The organism is Allobosea sp. GW821-FHT12C12 (genome assembly GCF_058807355.1).
Genome location: NZ_JBXAQP010000002.1, coordinates 130484 through 147842 on the forward strand (window position 1 = coordinate 130484; position 17359 = coordinate 147842).

At 69.7% G+C, this 17359-nt stretch carries 17 protein-coding genes; 5 read left to right on the top strand and 12 right to left on the bottom strand.

Annotated elements, in window-relative coordinates:
* Positions 1-208 precede the first annotated feature (208 nt).
* Positions 209-1024, top strand: a complete 816-nt coding sequence (locus AC1RRW_RS03515) for an invasion associated locus B family protein (RefSeq protein ID WP_492899147.1) — start codon at positions 209-211, stop codon at positions 1022-1024.
* A 117-nt stretch (positions 1025-1141) separates the two neighbouring features.
* Here the strand turns inward: AC1RRW_RS03515 and hspQ are convergent, their stop codons facing one another.
* Complete coding sequence (hspQ, locus tag AC1RRW_RS03520) at positions 1142-1471, bottom strand: heat shock protein HspQ (protein WP_492899148.1); 330 nt, start codon at positions 1469-1471, stop codon at positions 1142-1144.
* A 113-nt stretch (positions 1472-1584) separates the two neighbouring features.
* Positions 1585-2634 (bottom strand): HpcH/HpaI aldolase/citrate lyase family protein, encoded by a 1050-nt coding sequence (locus AC1RRW_RS03525; RefSeq protein WP_492899149.1) that lies wholly within the window; start codon positions 2632-2634, stop codon positions 1585-1587.
* Between the two features lie 303 nt (positions 2635-2937).
* Between AC1RRW_RS03525 and AC1RRW_RS03530 the strand changes: the two genes are divergently transcribed.
* Entirely contained in the window at positions 2938-3912 is a 975-nt protein-coding gene (locus AC1RRW_RS03530; RefSeq protein WP_492899150.1) for an AEC family transporter, read from the top strand.
* A 41-nt stretch (positions 3913-3953) separates the two neighbouring features.
* The gene (locus tag AC1RRW_RS03535) at positions 3954-5075 is read left to right on the top strand and encodes a CaiB/BaiF CoA transferase family protein (RefSeq protein ID WP_492899151.1); all 1122 of its coding nucleotides are present in this window, start codon (positions 3954-3956) and stop codon (positions 5073-5075) included.
* On the opposite strand, the gene AC1RRW_RS03540 is transcribed toward AC1RRW_RS03535, so the two are convergent.
* Positions 5072-6244 carry a UbiH/UbiF family hydroxylase gene (locus AC1RRW_RS03540; protein ID WP_492899152.1) on the bottom strand — a complete coding sequence of 391 codons (1173 nt, stop codon included), beginning with the start codon at positions 6242-6244 and terminating at the stop codon, positions 5072-5074. The two genes, AC1RRW_RS03535 and AC1RRW_RS03540, sit on opposite strands and share 4 nt — an antisense overlap.
* Positions 6245-6397: 153 nt before the next feature.
* Between AC1RRW_RS03540 and AC1RRW_RS03545 the strand changes: the two genes are divergently transcribed.
* Both AC1RRW_RS03545 and AC1RRW_RS03550 read left to right on the top strand, forming a co-directional pair.
* Positions 6398-7372 carry a quinone oxidoreductase family protein gene (locus AC1RRW_RS03545; RefSeq protein WP_492899153.1) on the top strand — a complete coding sequence of 325 codons (975 nt, stop codon included), beginning with the start codon at positions 6398-6400 and terminating at the stop codon, positions 7370-7372.
* Between the two features lie 127 nt (positions 7373-7499).
* On the top strand, positions 7500-8546 hold the full coding sequence (locus tag AC1RRW_RS03550; protein ID WP_492899154.1) for a hypothetical protein: 1047 nt from the start codon (positions 7500-7502) through the stop codon (positions 8544-8546).
* A gap of 229 nt (positions 8547-8775) precedes the next feature.
* Here the strand turns inward: AC1RRW_RS03550 and rimO are convergent, their stop codons facing one another.
* The 9 genes from rimO to AC1RRW_RS03595 all read right to left on the bottom strand — a co-directional run bounded on the left by rimO (position 8776) and on the right by AC1RRW_RS03595 (position 17358).
* On the bottom strand, positions 8776-10095 hold the full coding sequence (gene rimO, locus AC1RRW_RS03555; protein WP_492899155.1) for a 30S ribosomal protein S12 methylthiotransferase RimO: 1320 nt from the start codon (positions 10093-10095) through the stop codon (positions 8776-8778).
* Between the two features lie 105 nt (positions 10096-10200).
* Complete coding sequence (locus AC1RRW_RS03560; RefSeq protein ID WP_492899156.1) at positions 10201-11064, bottom strand: sulfurtransferase; 864 nt, start codon at positions 11062-11064, stop codon at positions 10201-10203.
* A gap of 2 nt (positions 11065-11066) precedes the next feature.
* The gene (locus AC1RRW_RS03565) at positions 11067-11504 is read right to left on the bottom strand and encodes an OsmC family protein (RefSeq protein WP_492899157.1); all 438 of its coding nucleotides are present in this window, start codon (positions 11502-11504) and stop codon (positions 11067-11069) included.
* 118 nt (positions 11505-11622) lie between these two features.
* Complete coding sequence (locus AC1RRW_RS03570; RefSeq protein ID WP_492899158.1) at positions 11623-12669, bottom strand: sulfate/molybdate ABC transporter ATP-binding protein; 1047 nt, start codon at positions 12667-12669, stop codon at positions 11623-11625.
* 17 nt (positions 12670-12686) lie between these two features.
* On the bottom strand, positions 12687-13577 hold the full coding sequence (gene cysW / locus AC1RRW_RS03575; protein ID WP_492899159.1) for a sulfate ABC transporter permease subunit CysW: 891 nt from the start codon (positions 13575-13577) through the stop codon (positions 12687-12689).
* Complete coding sequence (gene cysT / locus AC1RRW_RS03580; RefSeq protein ID WP_492899160.1) at positions 13570-14421, bottom strand: sulfate ABC transporter permease subunit CysT; 852 nt, start codon at positions 14419-14421, stop codon at positions 13570-13572. The genes cysW and cysT overlap by 8 nt, the downstream gene beginning before the upstream one ends.
* A gap of 3 nt (positions 14422-14424) precedes the next feature.
* On the bottom strand, positions 14425-15462 hold the full coding sequence (locus tag AC1RRW_RS03585) for a sulfate ABC transporter substrate-binding protein (protein WP_492899161.1): 1038 nt from the start codon (positions 15460-15462) through the stop codon (positions 14425-14427).
* Positions 15463-15667: 205 nt separating this feature from the next.
* On the bottom strand, positions 15668-17119 hold the full coding sequence (gene cysG, locus AC1RRW_RS03590; protein WP_492899162.1) for a siroheme synthase CysG: 1452 nt from the start codon (positions 17117-17119) through the stop codon (positions 15668-15670).
* Positions 17116-17358, bottom strand: coding sequence for a hypothetical protein (locus AC1RRW_RS03595; protein WP_492899163.1), 243 nt, complete (start codon positions 17356-17358; stop codon positions 17116-17118). The genes cysG and AC1RRW_RS03595 overlap by 4 nt, the downstream gene beginning before the upstream one ends.
* Between the last annotated feature and the right edge of the window lies 1 nt (position 17359).

The window sequence follows — 17359 nt, forward strand, 5'->3', positions numbered from 1 at the left end:
GCCGGCTGCGCAGTCACGCAGCTATTCGGGCTGGAATCCCGCAACGGAACTCGTTAAAGGCGTCGCGTGGTGTCATGCAAACGCCTCAATCCCTGACGATGTGCACGGACTCAGATGGTCCGCGTCGACGAAGGGTTGGGCCGCCGATGATGATGCGCGCGGCTTGCGAAGTCGTGATCCCCGAATTCGCCTGATGTAAGGAAGACCGATGTCCGCTTCGTTTCGCCTGATTTCGCGCGGCCTCGCCGCCGCCTTGAGCGCCTCGCTCGCCCTGTCGCCGATCGCGGCCTTCGCCCAGCAGCCGCAGCGCCCGGCCCAGCGCCCCGCGGCGCAGCCCGCCCAGCCGGCGCAGCCCCCGGCCGGCCAGGCCGCCGCGACGGGCCCGACCGTGGTGCAGGTCAAGCCCGAGCCGTCCCAGACGAGCTGGACCAAGGTCTGCGGCAAGGACCAGGCCGCCAACAAGGAGATCTGCTACACCACGCGCGATTTCGTCTCCGACCAGGGCCAGCCGGTGCTGGCCGTCGCCGTCTATGACGTGAAGGGCGATCCCAACAAGATCGTGCGCTTCCTGATGCCGCTCGGCCTGCTGCTGCAGCCCGGCATCCGCTTCGGCGTCGACACCTCCCAGCCGACGTCCGGCCGCTATGCGATCTGCTTCCCGAACGGCTGCTTCGCCGAGGCGCAGGTCAAGGACGACTTCATCAACCAGATGAAGAAGGGCGCGGCGCTCAGCGTCAGCGTCCAGAACCAGGGCGCCCGCGAGGTCTCGTTCTCGATCCCGCTCTCCGATTTCGCCAAGGGCTTCGACGGCGCGCCGATCGATCCGGCGGTGCTGGAGCAGCAGCAGAAGCAGCTTCAGGACGAACTCGCCAAGCGCCAGGAAGAGCTGCGCCAGCGTCTCGGCGGCGCCGGCGCCAACGCGGCTCCCGGCGCCCCCGGCTCCGTTCCCGGTTCGGCTCCCGCGCCGGGCCCCGGCCTGGCGCCGGTCCCGGGAGCTCCCGCTCCCGCCGCGCCCCGTCCCTGATCGTCGCATCGGCGAAACGGAAGAGGCCGGCCCGCGAGGGACCGGCCTTTTCATGGTCTCACGTCATGGCTTCGCTGCGCTCGCGATGACGATGCTTCGAATCGTCGCCGTGGCCGCTCAGTTCAGCCCGGTGCGGTCGATCGTGTAGCGGCCCTTGCGGTCGCGCCGGAAGAACTCCCTGGCCCGCGGATGGCGGATCGGGCGGCCGGATTCGTCGACGACGAGGTTCTGCTCGGACACATAGGCGACGTATTCGGTCTCCTCGTTCTCCGCGAAGAGATGATAGAACGGCTGGTCCTTCGACGGGCGCAGATGTTCCGGGATCGCCAGCCACCACTCATCGGTGTTGGCGAAGACCGGATCGACATCGAAGATCACGCCGCGGAACGGATAGACCCGGTGCTTCACCACCTGTCCGATGCGGAACTTCGCCGATCTTGCTTCCATAACGCCGTGATCCATGGTGGGCCGGACGCCGCCGGCGACGCAAGCTCTCGCGCTTGCTTTACGAATGCGTCGCAAATGCGTCGAAATCAACTGGTCCCGCCCGGGACGGATGGTCACAATCCGTAGCGTTCGGCCAGATCCGGATCGCGGGCGGCGACCTGTTTCGCCAGGTCGACGATGACCCTGGCCTGCTTCCAGGTCGCGTCGTCCTGCATCTTGCCGTCGATCATCGCCGCGCCCGAGCCGTCCGGCATCGCCTCGAGGATGCGTTTCGCGAACCCGACCTCGGCCGGGTCGGGGCTGAAGACGCGCTTGGCGATCGCGATCTGGGACGGGTGCAGCGTCCAGGCCCCGGCGCAGCCCAGCAGGAAGGCGTTGCGGAACTGCGCCTCGCAGGCGGCCTCGTCGGAAAAATCGCCGAAAGGCCCGTAGAACGGCTTGATCCCGGCCGCCGCGCAGGCATCCACCATTTTCGCCAGCGTATAGTGCCAGAGATCCTGCTGGGCCACCGCACGTGCGCCGCCTTCGGGGGAGGGGTCGGCGATGACCCTGTAGTCGGGATGGCCGCCGCCGACCCGGGTCGTCTTCATCGCGCGCGAGGCGGCGAGGTCGGCCGGACCCAGGCTCATCCCGTGCATGCGCGGCGAGGCGGTGGCGATCGTCTCGACGTTCTTGACGCCTTCGGCCGTCTCCAGGATCGCGTGGATCAGGATCGGCTTGGGCAGCGCATGCTTCGCCTCGAACTGCGCCAGCAGCTGGTCGACATAGTGGATGTCCCACGGCCCCTCGACCTTGGGCACCATCACGACGTCGAGCTTGCCGCCGATCTCGGCCATGATCGCGGCGATGTCGTCGAGAAACCAGGGCGAGTTCAGCGCATTGACCCGCGTCCACAGGCCCGTCCTGCCGAAATCATGCGCCTTGCCCATCGCGATGAAGCCGTCGCGCGCGGCCTGCTTGGCCTCGACGGGAATGGCGTCCTCCAGGTTCCCGAGCACGACGTCGACCTGGCCGGCGAGCTCGCCGACCTTGGCGCGGACCTTCTCCAGATGCGGCGGCACGAAATGGATCATCCGCTCCACATTCGGCGGCAGCTCGCGGAACGGCTCCGGCGCGCCGATGGCGAGCGGCTTGAAGAACTGGCGCGGCGTCTTGACCGTCATTGCGGGCATCCCCCTGGCGGGCTCCATGGTGCGTTGCGGCAATCTGGCGGAGCGGGGCGGCGGCGTCCATCGGCCATTTGGCCGGAAGGCCGCGGAAGAGGAAATTAATCCTAGGACAATAAGCCGCGACATGGGCAAGGAAATAATCCTAGGATTATTTTACTCCCGCTCCGCGTTGCCATGCGGCCCGGCCCGCGCCGCGCCTGCTTTGCAGCGCGGAGGGAAGCGGCTAAACGCCTGCCATCCCCGAAAGTCCCGGCCCAAGCGCGGCCGACGGCCCCGAGCCCGAGTTTCCCCGCCCGCATGGCCGATCTCGTCAACCTGTTCAATCTGGTCGCGCCCTTCTTCGGGCTGATCCTGCTCGGCTTCGCGGTCGGCCGCTACAAGCGGCTGCCGGAGGAAGGCCTGGCCTGGCTGCAGCATTTCCTGATCTTCATCGCGCTGCCCTGCCTGTTCTACCGGCTGATCTCCGACAAGCCGCTCTCGGAGCTGACCAATTGGGGCTTCGTGGTCGCGACCACGCTCTCGACATATTGCGCCTTCGCGCTCTCCTTCGCGGTCGGGCTGAAATACACGCGCGGCGACATGCCCCAGTCGGTGATGCAGGGCGTCGCCGGCTCCTATTCCAACATCGGCTACATGGGACCGCCGCTGGTCCTGGCCGCGCTCGGGCCGGCGGCGAGCGCGCCCGTCGTGCTGATCTTCGTCTTCGACAACCTGCTGCTGTTCTCGCTGATTCCCTTCCTGATGGCGGTCGCCGGCGTCGAGAGGAAGAGCCTGCTCGCGACCGCCGCCGACGTCGCCCGGAAGGTCGTGACGCACCCCTTCAACGTGGCGACGGTGCTGGGCGTCGCGGCAGCCTACAGCCAGTTGCGGCTGCCGGCCGCGCTCGACAAGATGACGCTCTGGCTCTCGCAGGCCGCAGCGCCCTGCGCGCTGTTCCTGCTCGGCGTCACCGTGGCGCTCAGGCCGCCGCTCAGGGCGATGCCGGGCGAGGTGCCGCTGCTCGTCGTCGTCAAGCTCGTGCTGCACCCGCTGCTGGTGTGGGTGCTGCTGTCGGCGCTCGGCAATTTCCCGGACAACTGGGTCTTCGCCGCCGTGATCATGGCGGCGCTGCCGCCGGCATTGAACATCTTCGTGATCTCGACGCAATACGATGTCGGCGTCGAACGCGCCTCGGCCTGCATCCTGATCGGCACGCTCGTCTCGATGATCACGCTGACGGGCTTCCTGTGGCTGGTGAAGACGGGCAGGATGACCGCCGACCTGTTCCCCTGACCAGCCAAGGGCTCGAAGCCGGCGGCGCATGCGAGACGCCGATGCTGCCGCTGGACGACCTTCTGGTCCTGGATTTCTCGACGCTGTTGCCCGGCCCGATGGCGAGCCTGTTCCTGGCCGAGGCCGGCGCGCGCGTGATCCGGATCGAGCGGCCGGGCGGCGAGGACATGCGCCGCTTTCCGCCCCGCTTCGGCGAGACCTCGGCGCCCTTCGCCGTGCTCAACCGCGGCAAGGAGAGCGTCGAGATCGACCTGAAGGCGAGCGACGCGCTCTCTCGCCTGACGCCGCTGATCGCCAAGGCCGACATCCTGGTCGAGCAGTTCCGCCCCGGCGTGATGGAACGCCTCGGCTTCGGTTTCGACGCGCTGAGATTGCTCAATCCGCGCCTGATCCACTGCTCGATCAGCGGCTACGGCCAGAGCGGGCCGCGCGCGCGGGAGGCCGGCCACGACATCAACTACCAGGCGATCGGCGGGCTGCTCGGCCAGTCGCTGGCGCGAGGCGGGCTCGCCCCGCTGCCGCCGCCGCTCGTCGCCGACATCGCCGGCGGCGCCTTTCCGGCGGTGATCAACATTCTGCTGGCGCTGCGCCAGCGCGAGCGGACGGGGCAGGGCTGCCATCTCGACATCGCCATGACCGACGCCATGGCGACCTTTGCCTGGTACGGGCTGGCGCAGGGGCAGGCGGCGGGGCGATATCCGCAAGGCGGGGAGGGGCTGCTGACCGGCGGGAGCCCGCGCTACGGCCTCTATCCGACGCAGGATGGCTGTTTCCTCGCTGTCGGCGCCCTCGAAGCCAAGTTCTGGGCGGCCTTTTGCGAGGCGATCGCGCTGGAGCCGGCGCTGCGCGACGATCGGCGCGATCCGCGGGCGACGCACACCGCCATCGCCGCCATCATCGCAGCTCAGCCGGCCGAGCACTGGCGCAGCGTTCTGGAGCCGCGCGACTGCTGTTGCACCGTGGTCCGCACCCTGGCCGAAGCCGTGGCCGACCCGCACATGACCGCGCGCGGGCTGTTCGACGCGCAGGCGCAGGAGCCGGGCGGCCGACGCATGGTCTCGACGCCGCTGCCGCTCGCGCCTGCGTTTCGCGAGAAGGCCGCGGCGCTGCGCGACGTCCCGGCGAGCGGAGCCCAGACGAAAGCCGTGCTCGGCGAGGACTAGCGCGTCCCGCCGGCGAGGCCCTGCCGCATCACGAAGCGCCGCAGCGGCCCGATCCGCGACAGGGCGAGCAGCCCCGCGCCGCGCAGCAGGTCTGCCGGCATCAGGTCGGTCAGCAGCGTCCGGTTGAGCGCATCGACGGCGCCGGTGCGCAGGCGCACGTCGGCCCGGCGCGCCGCGTCATAGGCGATCATCGCATCGTCCGAGCCGGGATCGTCCTCGCGGCGGACGGCCTCGCGCAGCGCGACCACGTCGCGTAGTCCGAGATTGAGCCCCTGCGCGCCGATCGGCGGAAACACATGCGCCGCCTCGCCGATCAGCGCCGTCCGGCCGGCGGCGAAGCGCTCGACCGAAAGCCCAGCCATCGGCGCGCGGCCGCGCGGCCCGTCGAGCGTCAATGCGCCGAGCGCCGAATGCGCCTGCGTCTCGACCCGCCGGGCGAAACCGGCATCGTCGAGCGCCGCGACCGCCTCGGCCGCCTCCGGCGCCAGCATCCAGACCAGCGAGGAGCGTTTGCCCGGCAGCGGCACCAGCGTAAAGGGCCCGGCGCGGGTGTGGAACTCGGTCGAGGCGTCGCGATGCTCGCGCCGATGGCTGAAGATGCCGGTCAGCGCGACCTGCGGATAGCTCCAGTCGCGCGCCGCGATGCCGGCCGCCGCCCGAACCTGCGAGCGCCGCCCGTCCGCGCCGACGACGAGCCGCGCCCGCAGCGGATCGAAGCCCTCGCCTGACAGGGTCACGGCGCCGTCCCCGGTCATGATCGACGAGACCAGAGCGGGAATCATCCGGATCGCGCCGGTCGCCTTGGCCTGCCCGGCCAGCGCGGCGACCAGTTCGGCGTTCTCGACATTCCAGCCGAACGCCTCGAGCCCGACCTCGGACGCGCGGAACTCCACCGGCGGCTGCCGGAACAGGCTTCCGGTGTCGTCGACGATCCGCATGGTCGAAAGCGGGGCCGCCTTCCCGGTCAGCGCCGCCATCAGGCCGAACTCGTCGAGCAGCCGCCACGACGCGTCGAGCAGGGCGACGGTGCGCCCGTCTCGCGGCGCGTTCGCCGGCCCGAGCAGGGCGACGCGGCGGCCGTCCCGCGCCAGCGCCAGCGCCGCGGCGAGCCCTGCCGCGCCGGCGCCGACGACGGCGATCTCGACCTCATCCTTCCGGGGAGCGCTCATCCTGCTTGGCTAGCCGATGATCGCGGGCTTGGCCACTGCGCCGCTCGCCGAATGGAGCCCGGCGCTGGATGCCGGCCCGGGCTGCAAACGCCCCGTTGCGCGCGGCCTGCCCGACTCCCTATGGTCCTGCCTATACGAAACGGAGTTCCAGCCATGGTCAAAGCCATCCGCGTTCACAAGACCGGCGGTCCAGAGGTCCTTCAGGTCGAGGACATCACCTTGCCCGCTCCGGGACCGGGCGAACTGCTGGTCAGGAACCGGGCGATCGGCCTGAATTTCATCGACACCTATTTCCGCAGCGGGCTCTATCCCGCGCCGCAGATGCCGTTCGTGCCAGGCAACGAGGGCGCGGGCGAGGTGCTCTCGGTCGGCCCCGACGTCGTCGAGTTCAAGGCCGGCGACCGCGTCGCCTATGTCGCGACGCTGGGCTCCTATGCGGAAGAGCGCATCGTCGCGGCGAATTCGGTCGTGGCGCTGCCCGAGGCTGTGTCCTGCGAGGCCGCCGCCTCGATGATGCTCAAGGGCATGACCGCCGAATACCTGCTCCACCGCACCTACAAGGTCGTGCCGGGCGATACGATCCTCGTCCACGCGGCGGCCGGCGGCACCGGACTGATCCTGTGCCAATGGGGCAAGGCGCTGGGCGCGACCGTGATCGGCACGGTCGGCTCGCGGGAGAAGGCCGACCTCGCAAAAGCTCATGGCGCGCACCACGCCATCCTCTATCGCGAGGAGGACTTCGTCGCCCGCGTCAGGGAGATCACCGGCGGCAAGCTCTGCGACGTGGTCTATGACGGCGTCGGCAAGGACACCTTCCTGAAGTCGCTCGACTGCCTGCGCCCCTTCGGCGTGCTGGCGAGCTTCGGCAATGCGTCGGGCGCGGTCGAGCCGTTCAACCTCGGCCTGCTCGGGTCGAAGGGCTCGCTCTACGTCACCCGCCCGACGCTGTTCACCCACCTCGCCAAGCGTGCGACCACGGTCGAGATGGCGGCGAACCTGTTCGCCACCGTCGCCAGCGGCAAGGTCACGGTGCCCGTCAACGCCACCTTCGCGCTGACGGACGCGGCCAACGCCCACCGCGCGCTCGAAGGGCGCGGCACGACGGGCTCGACCGTCCTGATCCCCTGATCGGACGACGGACGGCGGGTTTGCGCCAATCCCGCCCGAATTCCGCGCTATGGCAAAACCGCGCCCGGTCGCTCACCGGGCGCGGCTGGCGTTTCGGGGGCTGTCCTTGCGCATCAGACCGCTGCTCTTGACGATGCTCCTGCTGCCAGGCCTTGCCGGCGCGGGCCTCTACATCGCGCCGCCGGCCTTTCGGCATTGGCGGCTTCAGGGGGCGGGCGACGATCCGGTCGCGCTCGCGGGCCTGCGCCTCGACGAGGCGCTGACGCAGGACCGCCTGTCATCGGAGGTCGATGCGGCGCTCGTGGCGCGGGACACCGACCTCGCCGAGAGCTTCATCGCGCTGGCGAGCGAGCGCGGGCTCGCCGTCACGGCGGATCGGCGCGCCCGCCTCGCCGCCCTCAAGGACGGCGTCGCGATGCGCGCCGTCGCAGATTTCGGCCAGGGCTTTCTGGCCGGCGACCGCGACAGCGAGGCCGGATTCGCCGGGGCGCTCGCGGGCGACGTCGTCGGCTTCGGCGACCTGCGCGATCTCGCCATCGAAGGCCGCAAATGGCTCGACGGCGAGGCGGCCGACCCGACCATCCTCGCCTTCGCGGCCGCAGGCCTCGCGCTCAGCGCCGCGACCTGGGTCAGCCTCGGTGGCGGCCTGCCGGCCCGCAACGGCCTGAGCCTGGTCAAGGGCGCGAGCCGGGCGAAGCTGCTCTCTCCCGCGCTCAGCGCCAGTCTCGGCCGCATCGCCCTCGACGCCGTCGACCGCCCGGCGCTGGCGGCAGGCCTGTCCGCCGCCGCGCGGCTTGATCTGGCGGCGACGCGCGCCGCGGCGGGCGGCATTGTCCGCCCGGCCGCGATGACGCGCCTCGCCGGTCTCGGGCAGGATGCCGGCGCGATCTACGCGCGCGGCGGCCAGCGCGGGCTGCGGCAGGTTCTGGCCGTTGCCGAGGATGCCGGCGACCTGCGCAAGGCGGCGCGGCTGGGCGCGGCAAAGCCTTCGACCCTGCGCGCGACGCTGAAGGTGCTCGGGCGCGGCGCGCTCGTGCTCGGCGCGATCAGCATGAGCGCGCTCGGCTGGCTCTTCGCGCTGGCTTGCTATGCGCTCGCCAGCGCCATGCTGGCGCAGCGTTTCGGCTGGTGGCTCGGCCGAAGGCTCGTTCCGCGCCGGGCGGCGCCGGCCTGACCGCGAATTTTTTCCGGAGACCATGAACCTGCCGCGGCCGGCCCGCGACCAATGAGCGCCGGCGCTTGCCGGTCCTCATTCGGGAGACGGGTCATGAACCGGGCCGGCCCGAGATCCTGCCGGTCTTCGAGCGCCGCGGCGGCGACAGCGTGCTTGCGCGCTCCGACGCCTATGGCGCGGTCATCGGCCATGCCTGCGACCCGCGGGGCGGAATGCGCCGAGCGGATGTTCAGACGGCGACGCCATGCAGGTCATAGGCGTCGGCCCGCTCGATCTTCACGGTGACGATGTCGCCGGCCCGGAGCGGCCGGCGGCTCGCCACGTAGACGCTGCCGTCGATCTCGGGCGCGTCCCATTTCGAGCGTCCCCTGGCGACCGACGGTCCGGCCTCGTCGATGATGACGGGAATGCGCTTGCCGACCCGGCTTTTGACGATGCGGGTCGATATCTCGGCCTGCGCCTTCATGAAGCGGCGCCAGCGCGCCTCCTTCTCCTCCTCGGGGACGAGGGGGAGGCCGAGATCGTTGGCCGGCGCGCCCTTGACCGGCTCGTATTTGAAGCAGCCGACGCGCTCGAGCCTGGCCTCCTTGAGCCAGTCGAGCAGGAACTGCACGTCGTCCTCCGTCTCGCCGGGAAAGCCGACGATGAAGGTCGAGCGGATCGCGAGATCGGGGCAGATCGCGCGCCATCTCGCGATGCGCTCCAGCGTCCGGTCCTGATGAGCCGGCCGTTTCATCGCCTTGAGAACATTGGGAGACGCATGCTGGAACGGGATGTCGAGATAGGGCAGCACCAGTCCCTCCCGCATCAGCGGGATGACCTCGTCGACATGCGGGTAGGGGTAGACGTAGTGCAGCCTGACCCAGACGCCCGTCCGGCCGAGTTCGCGCGCCAGCTCGAAGAAACGCGTCCGGACCTCGCGATCCTGCCAGGGCGAGGGCCGATACTTGATGTCGAGCCCATAGGCGCTGGTGTCCTGCGAGATCACCAGCAGCTCCTTGACGCCGGCCTTGACCAGTTTCTCGGCCTCGCGCAGCACCTCGCCGATCGGCCGCGAGACCAGGTCGCCGCGCAGCTTCGGGATGATGCAGAAGCTGCAGCGGTTGTTGCAGCCCTCGGAGATCTTCAGATAGGCGTAGTGGCGCGGCGTCAGCTTGACGCCCTGGTCGGGCACGAGATCGACGAAGGGGTCGTGGCGCGGCGGCACGGCCTGATGCACCGCCGAGACGACGCTTTCATAGGCCTGCGGCCCGGTGATCGCGAGCAGATTGGGGAAGCGGTCGCGGATCTGCTCGGGCTCCGCGCCCATGCAGCCGGTGACGATGACCTTGCCGTTCTCGGCCATCGCGGCGCCGATCGCGTCCAGCGACTCCGCCTTGGCGCTGTCGAGAAAGCCGCAGGTGTTCACGATGACGAGATCGGCCCCGGCATGGCCGCGGCTGAACTCGTAGCCCTTGGAGCGCAGCGAGGTGATGATGCGCTCGGAATCGACCAGCGCCTTGGGGCAGCCCAGGGACACGAATGAAATCTTCGGCGCGACGGCGTTCATCTGCGGCAAGCTCGGATCGGGATCAGGGAAGGGCGCGGCAGAGGCCGGCGCATCTGCCGCTTCCTTTGATCTTTTCCACGCGGTTTTGCAAATGGGCGGCTTCGTTCAGGCTGCCGCGGACGTCTCCACCGGTCGTTCCGGATCCTGCGTCCAGTCGGTCATCGAGCCGTCGTAGAGCGCGACCTCTTCCCGTCCCAGCACCTCCGACAGAACGAACCAGTTCAAGGCGGCCGTGTGGCCGGTGTTGCAGTAGGAGATTGTCGGGCCGGCCGGCACGCCGGCAAACAGCGCCGCGAGCTCCCGCACCGGCTTCAGCCGCCCGGTCGCAGGGTCGAACGCCTGCGTGTAGTCGCGCGAGATCGCGCCGGGGATATGGCCGGCGCGCAGCGCCTCGGGCGCCTTCTCGGCGCCCTCGAAATAGCTCGCGGCGCGGGCGTCGACCAGGGTGGCGAGCTTGCCGCGGGCGGCGACGAAGGTCGCATCGGCATTGCTGCGCAGGCGCTGCTGCATCACCACGGGATACGGATCGGCGGGCTTCGGCGCGGACGGGCCGCTCTCGACCGGGCGCAGCGTGTCCTCGCGCCAGCCGGCGAAGCCGCCGTCCAGAATCGCCTGCTGGCCGTGGCCGATCAGCTTCAGCGTCCAGTAGACCCGCGCCGCCGCGGCGAAGTCGGTCGCGCTCGTGCCGGCCGGGACAATGACCACGTCGTCATGCGGCCTGATTCCGAGCCGGCCGGCGAGCGCCGCGAGATCGTCGAGCGGCGGCAGCATGCCCGGCGCGTTGCCGACCTTGGCGCGCCAGCCATCCGCGACATAGTCGCAATGGACGGAGCGTGGAATATGGCTCGCCTCGAAGGCGGCCTTGCCGCCGCCATCCACCGAGGAGCGGATATCGACGATGATGAGGGTCGGATCGTCGAGCCGCGCGGCGACGGCCTCGGCCGGGATCAGTCCTGAAAAATCGCTCATGCTCACTCCGCGGCCAGCGTCCGAGATTGGTCGTCGAGCTCGATCGCGTAGGTGATCCTGGCCGTCGCGCCGAGCATGATCGAAGCCGAACAGTATTTTTCCTTCGAGAGTGTGACGGCGCGCTCGACCTTGGCCGGGCTCAGGCCCCGCCCGCTCAGCTTGTAGGCGATGTGGATCGCGGTGAAGACCTTGGGGTCCTCGCCGGCGCGCTCGGCCTTCACCTCGACATCGCAGCCGGTCACCGGCTCGCGGCCCTTCTTCAGGATCTGCACCACGTCGAAGCCGGTGCAGCCGGCGAGTCCGATCAGCAGCATCTCCATCGGGCGGATGCCGATGTTGCGCCCGCCATATTCGGGCGCGCCGTCCATCATGACGGCGTGGCCGCTGCCGGCCTCGCCCATGAAGGCCATGCCCTCGACCCATCTCGCCCGCGCTTTCATGCCAGAACTCCGTCGGCTGATTTGCGGCGCAGGCTAGAGCATGTTCCGGAAAAGGGGACCCCACTTTTTCGATCGTGACATGCCCGCGCATCGCCTGACGAGCGGAAGGCGAGTGCTCTCAGGCGGCCGCGAACAGGCTGCCATGCGTGATGCGCAAGCGGATCCGCTCGCCGATCGCCGGCGCGACCTGGCTCGCGAGATCGACGTCGAGCCGCTTCGCCAGACCCTGCACCGCGACCTCGGCCCGGCGCAGCGGACCGTTGCGGCGCAGATGTTCGACCACGCCGGGCAGCGACAGCGGCGCGTCGTCGACGATGCGCAGGTGCTGCGGCCGGACATAGAGCGAGGCCTGCCCGCCATGGTTCTGCGACAAGCCCCCCAGCACCGGCCGGTCGCCGAGAAAGGCCTGGCTGCCGACGACCTTGACCGGCAGCCTGTTGGCCTCGCCGAGGAATTCGCAGACGAAGGGCGAGGCCGGGTGGTCGTAGACGTCGTCGGGCGTGCCGACCTGCTCGAGCCGGCCGTCGTTCAGGATCGCGACCCGGTCGGCGAGTTCGAGCGCCTCCTCCTGGTCGTGCGTGACGAAAACGGTGGTGTGGCCGGTCCGCCGGTGCAGGTCCCGCAGCCAGGCGCGCAGATCCTTGCGAACCTTGGCGTCGAGCGCGCCGAACGGCTCGTCGAGCAGGAGCACGCGCGGTTCGATCGCGAGCGCCCGCGCCAGAGCGACGCGCTGGCGCTGGCCGCCGGAGAGCTGGCTCGGATAGCGCTTCTCCAGGCCGGGCAGTTGCACGAGGTCGAGCAGGTCGCCGACGCGCTTCCTGATTTCGGCCGCATCGGGACGCTGGTTGCGCGGCCGCGACTTCAGCCCGAAGGCGACGTTCTCCGCCACGGTCATCGTCTTGAACAGCGCGTAGTGCTGGAAGACGAAGCCGATGCGCCGGTCGCGCAGCGAAAGCTCGCGCATGTCGGTCTCGCCGAACATCACCCGGCCGCGATCGGCCTGGTCGAGCCCGGCGATCAGCCGCAGCAGCGTCGTCTTGCCCGATCCCGAGGGCCCGAGCAGCGCGACGAGCTCGGCCGGCTGGATGTCGAGCGAGACCCCCCGCAGCGCCGGGAAGGCCTCGAAGCGCTTCTCGATCGATTCGATGGTGACGGCGACCGACATCGCGTTCGTCTCTCCGGTCAATGGCGGCGGCTGGCGGCGATCGCGTCGCCGTAGCGCCATTCCAGCAGGGTTTTCAGGGCGAGCGTGACGAGCGCGAGGCCGGCCAGTAGCGAGGCGACGGCGAAGGCGGCCGCGCCCATGTATTCGTTGTAGAGGATCTCGACATGCAGCGGCATGGTGTTGGTCAGGCCCCGGATCTTGCCCGAGACGACCGCGACCGCGCCGAACTCGCCCATCGCGCGGGCGTTGCAGAGCAGCACGCCGTAGAACAGGCTCCACTTCACGTTCGGCAGGGTGATCGCGAAGAAGACGCGCCAGCCCGAGGCGCCGAGCGTCAGCGCCGCCTCCTCGTCGGCCGAGCCGAGCGACTGCATGTGCGGGATCAGCTCGCGCGCGACGAAGGGGAAGGTGACGAACACCGTCGCCAGCACGAGGCCGGGAAGCGCGAAGATGATCTCGATGTCGTTGGCCTTGAGCCAGGCGCCGAAATAGCCTTGCGCCCCGAAGAGCAGAACGAAGACGAGGCCCGAGATCACCGGCGAGACCGAGAAGGGAAGGTCGATCAGGCTGATCAGGAAGTTCTTGCCGCGGAACTCGAACTTGGCGATCGCCCAGGCGGCCGCGATGCCGACGACGATGTTGAACGGCACGGCGACGGAAGCGACGAGCAGGGTCAGCCGGATCGCGGCCAGCGCGTCGGCCTCGGTGATCGCGGCCTTGTAGGCCGCAAAGCCGCGCGCGCCCGCCTCGACGAAGACCGAGACCAGCGGCAGCAGCACGAAGAGGGCGAGGAAGGCGAGCGAGACCGCGATCAGCAGGAGGCGGACGGCGAGGCTTTCGCCGCGCACGCGCTGGGCTTTGGCGCGCGCCGTGCGGGTCGCCGGAAGGGGCAGGACGGCGTCAGACATCGCCAAACCTCCGCCGCGCCCCGGCCTGGATCAGATTGACCGCGAGGATCAGCGCGAAGGCGAGCAGCAGCATCAGCGTCGCGACCACGGCCGCGCCCGCATAGTCGAACTGTTCCAGCCGGATCACGATCAGCAGCGGCGCGATCTCGGAGACCATCGGGACGTTGCCGGCGATGAAGATCACCGAGCCGTATTCGCCCACGGCCCGCGCGAAGGCGAGCACGAAGCCGGTCAGCAGCGCCGGATAGAGCGGCGGCAGGATGACCTGGACGATCGTGCGCCGCCGGCTCGCGCCGAGCAGCGCGGCCGCCTCCTCGACATCGGCCTGCATCTCCTCCAGCACCGGCTGCACGGTCCGCACCACGAAGGGCAGGCCGATGAAGATCAGCGCCACCATCACGCCGAGCGGCGTATAGGCGACCTTGATGTCGAGCGGCGCGAGCAGGCCGCCGATCCAGCCGTTCGGCGCATGGATCGCCGCCAGCGAAATGCCGGCCACCGCCGTCGGCAGCGCGAAGGGCAGGTCGACCGCGGCATCGACCAGCCTCCGGCCGGGAAACTGGTAGCGCACCAGCACCCAGGCCAGGATCAGGCCGAAGACGGCGTTGACCGCGGCCGCGAACAGCGCCCCTAGGAAGGACAGCCTTAGCGCGGCGAGCGTCCGCGGCGAGGTCGCGACAGCCCAGATGTCGGCCGGGCCCGCGCTCGCAGCCTTCAGGAACAGCGCCGCGAGCGGGGTCAGCACCACGAGCGACAGGGCCGTCAGCGTGATCCCGAACGCGATGCCGAAGCCGGGCAGGATGCTCGGCTCGCGCCAGCGCAGTGTGATCGTCTCCCGGGCCATGCCTCAGCGTGCCGGCTTATAGAGCTGGTCGAAGGTTCCGCCGTCGCCGAAATGGGTCGGCTGCGCCTTGGCCCAGCCGCCGAAGACCGTGTCGACGGTGACGAGGTCGACCTTCGGGAAGTTCGCGACGTCCTTGGGCTCGGCGGCTTCGGGATTGCGCGGCCGGTAGAAGTTCTTGGCGATGATCGCCTGCGCCTTGGGCGTATAGAGGAACTGGAGATAGGCCTCGGCCGCGGCGCGCGTGCCCCTGGCGTCGACATTGCCGTCGACGACCGCGACCGGCGGCTCGGCCAGGATCGAGAGCGACGGCACGACGATCTCGAACTTGTCGGCGCCGAACTCGGCCAGCGCCAGGAAGGCCTCGTTCTCCCAGGCGAGGAAGGCGTCGCCGATGCCGCGCTGGGTGAAGGTCGTGGTCGCGCCGCGCGCGGCGGTGTCGAGCACAGGTACATTGGCGAGCAGCTTGCCGATATAGTCGCGGACCTTGGCCTCGTCCTTGTTGAAGGCCTTCTCGGCATAGGCCCATGCGGCGAGGTAGTTCCAGCGCGCTCCGCCCGAGGTCTTCGGATTCGGCGTGATCACCTTTACGCCGGGCTTCACCAGATCGGCCCAGTCCCTGACGCCCTTCGGATTGCCTTTGCGGACGAGGAAGACGATCGTCGAGGTGTAGGGCGAGGCGTTGTTGGGCAGCCTCGACTGCCAGTTCTCCGGCAACTTCTTCGAGCGCTGCGCGATCGCGTCGATGTCGCCCGCCAGCGCCAGCGTCACCACATCGGCGTTGAGCCCGTCGATCACGGCCCGCGCCTGCGAGCCAGAGCCGCCATGCGACTGGCGGATCGAGAGCTTCTGCCCGCTTTTTGCATTCCACTCGGCGACGAAGGCCGCATTGATCTCGCGGTAGAGTTCGCGCGTGGGATCGTAGGAGACGTTGAGCAGTTCGGTCGTCTGCGCGCGAACCCCTGCGACGACGCCGAAGCAGAGCGTGAAAGCCCCGAGCACAAGGCCGGCGCGGGCCAGGCGGATCAGGCGGGATCGCGTCATGTCAGGGCTCCGTTGCGATCAACGGCGCGGCCCCTTGCGAGACCGCGCCGAATGTTCTGAATAACGAACGAAACGTACTGAATAGTCGCCGATATCTCAACGGCTTGCCGCAGCAGACCTTTGCCAAACTTCAAGCCCGCGAGAGAAAACGCATCTCCCGGACGGCGGTTCCGCCTCTACCGCGTGGCGCATGCTCCGCCGCAAATCAGGCTGAAATCCGTCCCGACTGCGTCCGCGCCGGCGCCGCGCCCAGAGCGTGGCCGACCAGGACGAGAATCGGCCCCTTGCTCGGAAGTTCCGAGAGCCGCTCCGGCAAGGTCGCGATCGTCGCGACGATGCGCGCCTCGTCCGGCCGCGTCGCGCCCAGAACCGCGATCGCCGGCGTCCGCGGGTCGAGCCCGGCCGCCAGCGCCCGCTCGCGGAAGCCGGCGAGCGTCGCGCGCGGCATGTAGATCACCGTGGTCGCATGGGGATCAGCCATGGCGCGCCAGTCGAGATCGCCGGGCAACTGGCCGTCGCGGGCGTGGCCGGTGACGAACTGCAGCCGGCGGGCATGGTCGCGATGGGTCAGCGAGAGCCCGAGCGATGCGGCCGCGCCTTGGGCCGCCGAGATGCCGGGCACGATCGTGACGGGGATGCTCGCCGCCGCGCAGGCCTCGATCTCCTCGCCGGCGCGGCCGAAGATGCCGGGGTCGCCGCCCTTCAGCCGGACGACATGCCTGCCCTGGGCGGCGAGCGCCACCATCGTCGCATTGATGTCGGACTGCTTTGTGGACGGCGCGTAGCCGGTCTTGCCGACCAGCATGCGCTTGGCCTCGCGCCGCGCCAGTTCGAGCACGCCGGCCGAGACCAGATCGTCATAGAGGATGATGTCGGCGCTCTGCAGCGCGCGGATCGCCTTCAGCGTCAGCAGCTCGGGATCGCCGGGACCCGCTCCGACCAGGGTGACGCGTCCCGTGCCGTCATGGGCGCCCTCGATCCGGCCGAGCTCGGCGAACAGCGCGGCGCGGTCGGATGCGTCCGGCGCTTGCTCGGGCGCGGCCATGGCGCGGCTGGTGAATTTCTCCCAGAAGGCCCGGCGCAGCGCGAAGGGCAATTCGCGCGCCTGCACCGCCGGCCGCCAGTCCTTGGCCGCCTGGGCCCAGGCCCTGAGCCCGGCCGGCAGCAGCGCCTCGATCTTGGCGCGGAGCGCCTGGCCGAAGACGGGGGCCGCGCCATCGGTCGAGATCGCCACGATCAAAGGCGAACGGTTGACCAGCGAGCCGAATGAGAAATCGCAGAACTCCGGCTTGTCGACGACATTGACCGGGACCCCGGCCTGCCGCGCCGCCGCGACGAAGCTGCGCGCCTCGTCGGGATGCTCGATGTCGCCGATCGCCAGCGCGGCGTCCGACAGATCGTCCGCCTGCCAGCGGCGCTCATGCACGATGACGCGGCCAGCCGGGGGATCGGCGGCGAGGCCCGCGAAGAGCTCCGGCTCGCCGGCAACAAAAATGTGCAGCTCCGCGCCGGTCGCGGCCAGCAGTTCGGCCTTCCACAGCGCGCCCTCGCTCGCGCCGGCCAAAACGACCTTGCGCCCGTCCAGCTTGTGGAAGAGCGGCAGTGTCGCCAGCCGCTCGATGCGGCGCGCGGTCGTCGGCTCGGGTCGTCTTATCATCTGCTCGCGCTTGCCGCCTTCACATCCAGGGCCTTGGACTGCCCGCCCGCCGGGGGCGTCAGCAGCCAGAATCCGGCCAATGCCAGGATGATAAGACGAAAGCAAATATCGAACCAGCGCTCATGCCGGCGGGCGGGCAGGATCGTCGCGATCTCGCTGTCCATGCTGTCCTCCTCGAGGCCGCGCAAGGCGGCCTGCCGGGCGCGCGCGTCCGTGTCGGCTGGCGCCAGGTTTGTCATC

Excerpts from the sequence above, each read along its gene's own strand:
- cysT (WP_492899160.1), bottom strand. The coding sequence starts at position 14,421 with ATGGCCCGGGAGACGATCACACTGCGCTGGCGCGAGCCGAGCATCCTG.
- cysW (WP_492899159.1), bottom strand. The coding sequence starts at position 13,577 with ATGTCTGACGCCGTCCTGCCCCTTCCGGCGACCCGCACGGCGCGCGCC.
- AC1RRW_RS03545 (WP_492899153.1), top strand. The coding sequence starts at position 6,398 with ATGGTCAAAGCCATCCGCGTTCACAAGACCGGCGGTCCAGAGGTCCTT.
- AC1RRW_RS03565 (WP_492899157.1), bottom strand. The coding sequence starts at position 11,504 with ATGAAAGCGCGGGCGAGATGGGTCGAGGGCATGGCCTTCATGGGCGAG.
- cysG (WP_492899162.1), bottom strand. The coding sequence starts at position 17,119 with ATGATAAGACGACCCGAGCCGACGACCGCGCGCCGCATCGAGCGGCTG.
- AC1RRW_RS03595 (WP_492899163.1), bottom strand. The coding sequence starts at position 17,358 with ATGACAAACCTGGCGCCAGCCGACACGGACGCGCGCGCCCGGCAGGCC.
- AC1RRW_RS03525 (WP_492899149.1), bottom strand. The coding sequence starts at position 2,634 with ATGACGGTCAAGACGCCGCGCCAGTTCTTCAAGCCGCTCGCCATCGGC.
- AC1RRW_RS03530 (WP_492899150.1), top strand. The coding sequence starts at position 2,938 with ATGGCCGATCTCGTCAACCTGTTCAATCTGGTCGCGCCCTTCTTCGGG.
- AC1RRW_RS03515 (WP_492899147.1), top strand. The coding sequence starts at position 209 with ATGTCCGCTTCGTTTCGCCTGATTTCGCGCGGCCTCGCCGCCGCCTTG.
- hspQ (WP_492899148.1), bottom strand. The coding sequence starts at position 1,471 with ATGGAAGCAAGATCGGCGAAGTTCCGCATCGGACAGGTGGTGAAGCAC.
- AC1RRW_RS03540 (WP_492899152.1), bottom strand. The coding sequence starts at position 6,244 with ATGAGCGCTCCCCGGAAGGATGAGGTCGAGATCGCCGTCGTCGGCGCC.
- AC1RRW_RS03585 (WP_492899161.1), bottom strand. The coding sequence starts at position 15,462 with ATGACGCGATCCCGCCTGATCCGCCTGGCCCGCGCCGGCCTTGTGCTC.
- AC1RRW_RS03560 (WP_492899156.1), bottom strand. The coding sequence starts at position 11,064 with ATGAGCGATTTTTCAGGACTGATCCCGGCCGAGGCCGTCGCCGCGCGG.
- AC1RRW_RS03570 (WP_492899158.1), bottom strand. The coding sequence starts at position 12,669 with ATGTCGGTCGCCGTCACCATCGAATCGATCGAGAAGCGCTTCGAGGCC.
- AC1RRW_RS03535 (WP_492899151.1), top strand. The coding sequence starts at position 3,954 with ATGCTGCCGCTGGACGACCTTCTGGTCCTGGATTTCTCGACGCTGTTG.
- rimO (WP_492899155.1), bottom strand. The coding sequence starts at position 10,095 with ATGAACGCCGTCGCGCCGAAGATTTCATTCGTGTCCCTGGGCTGCCCC.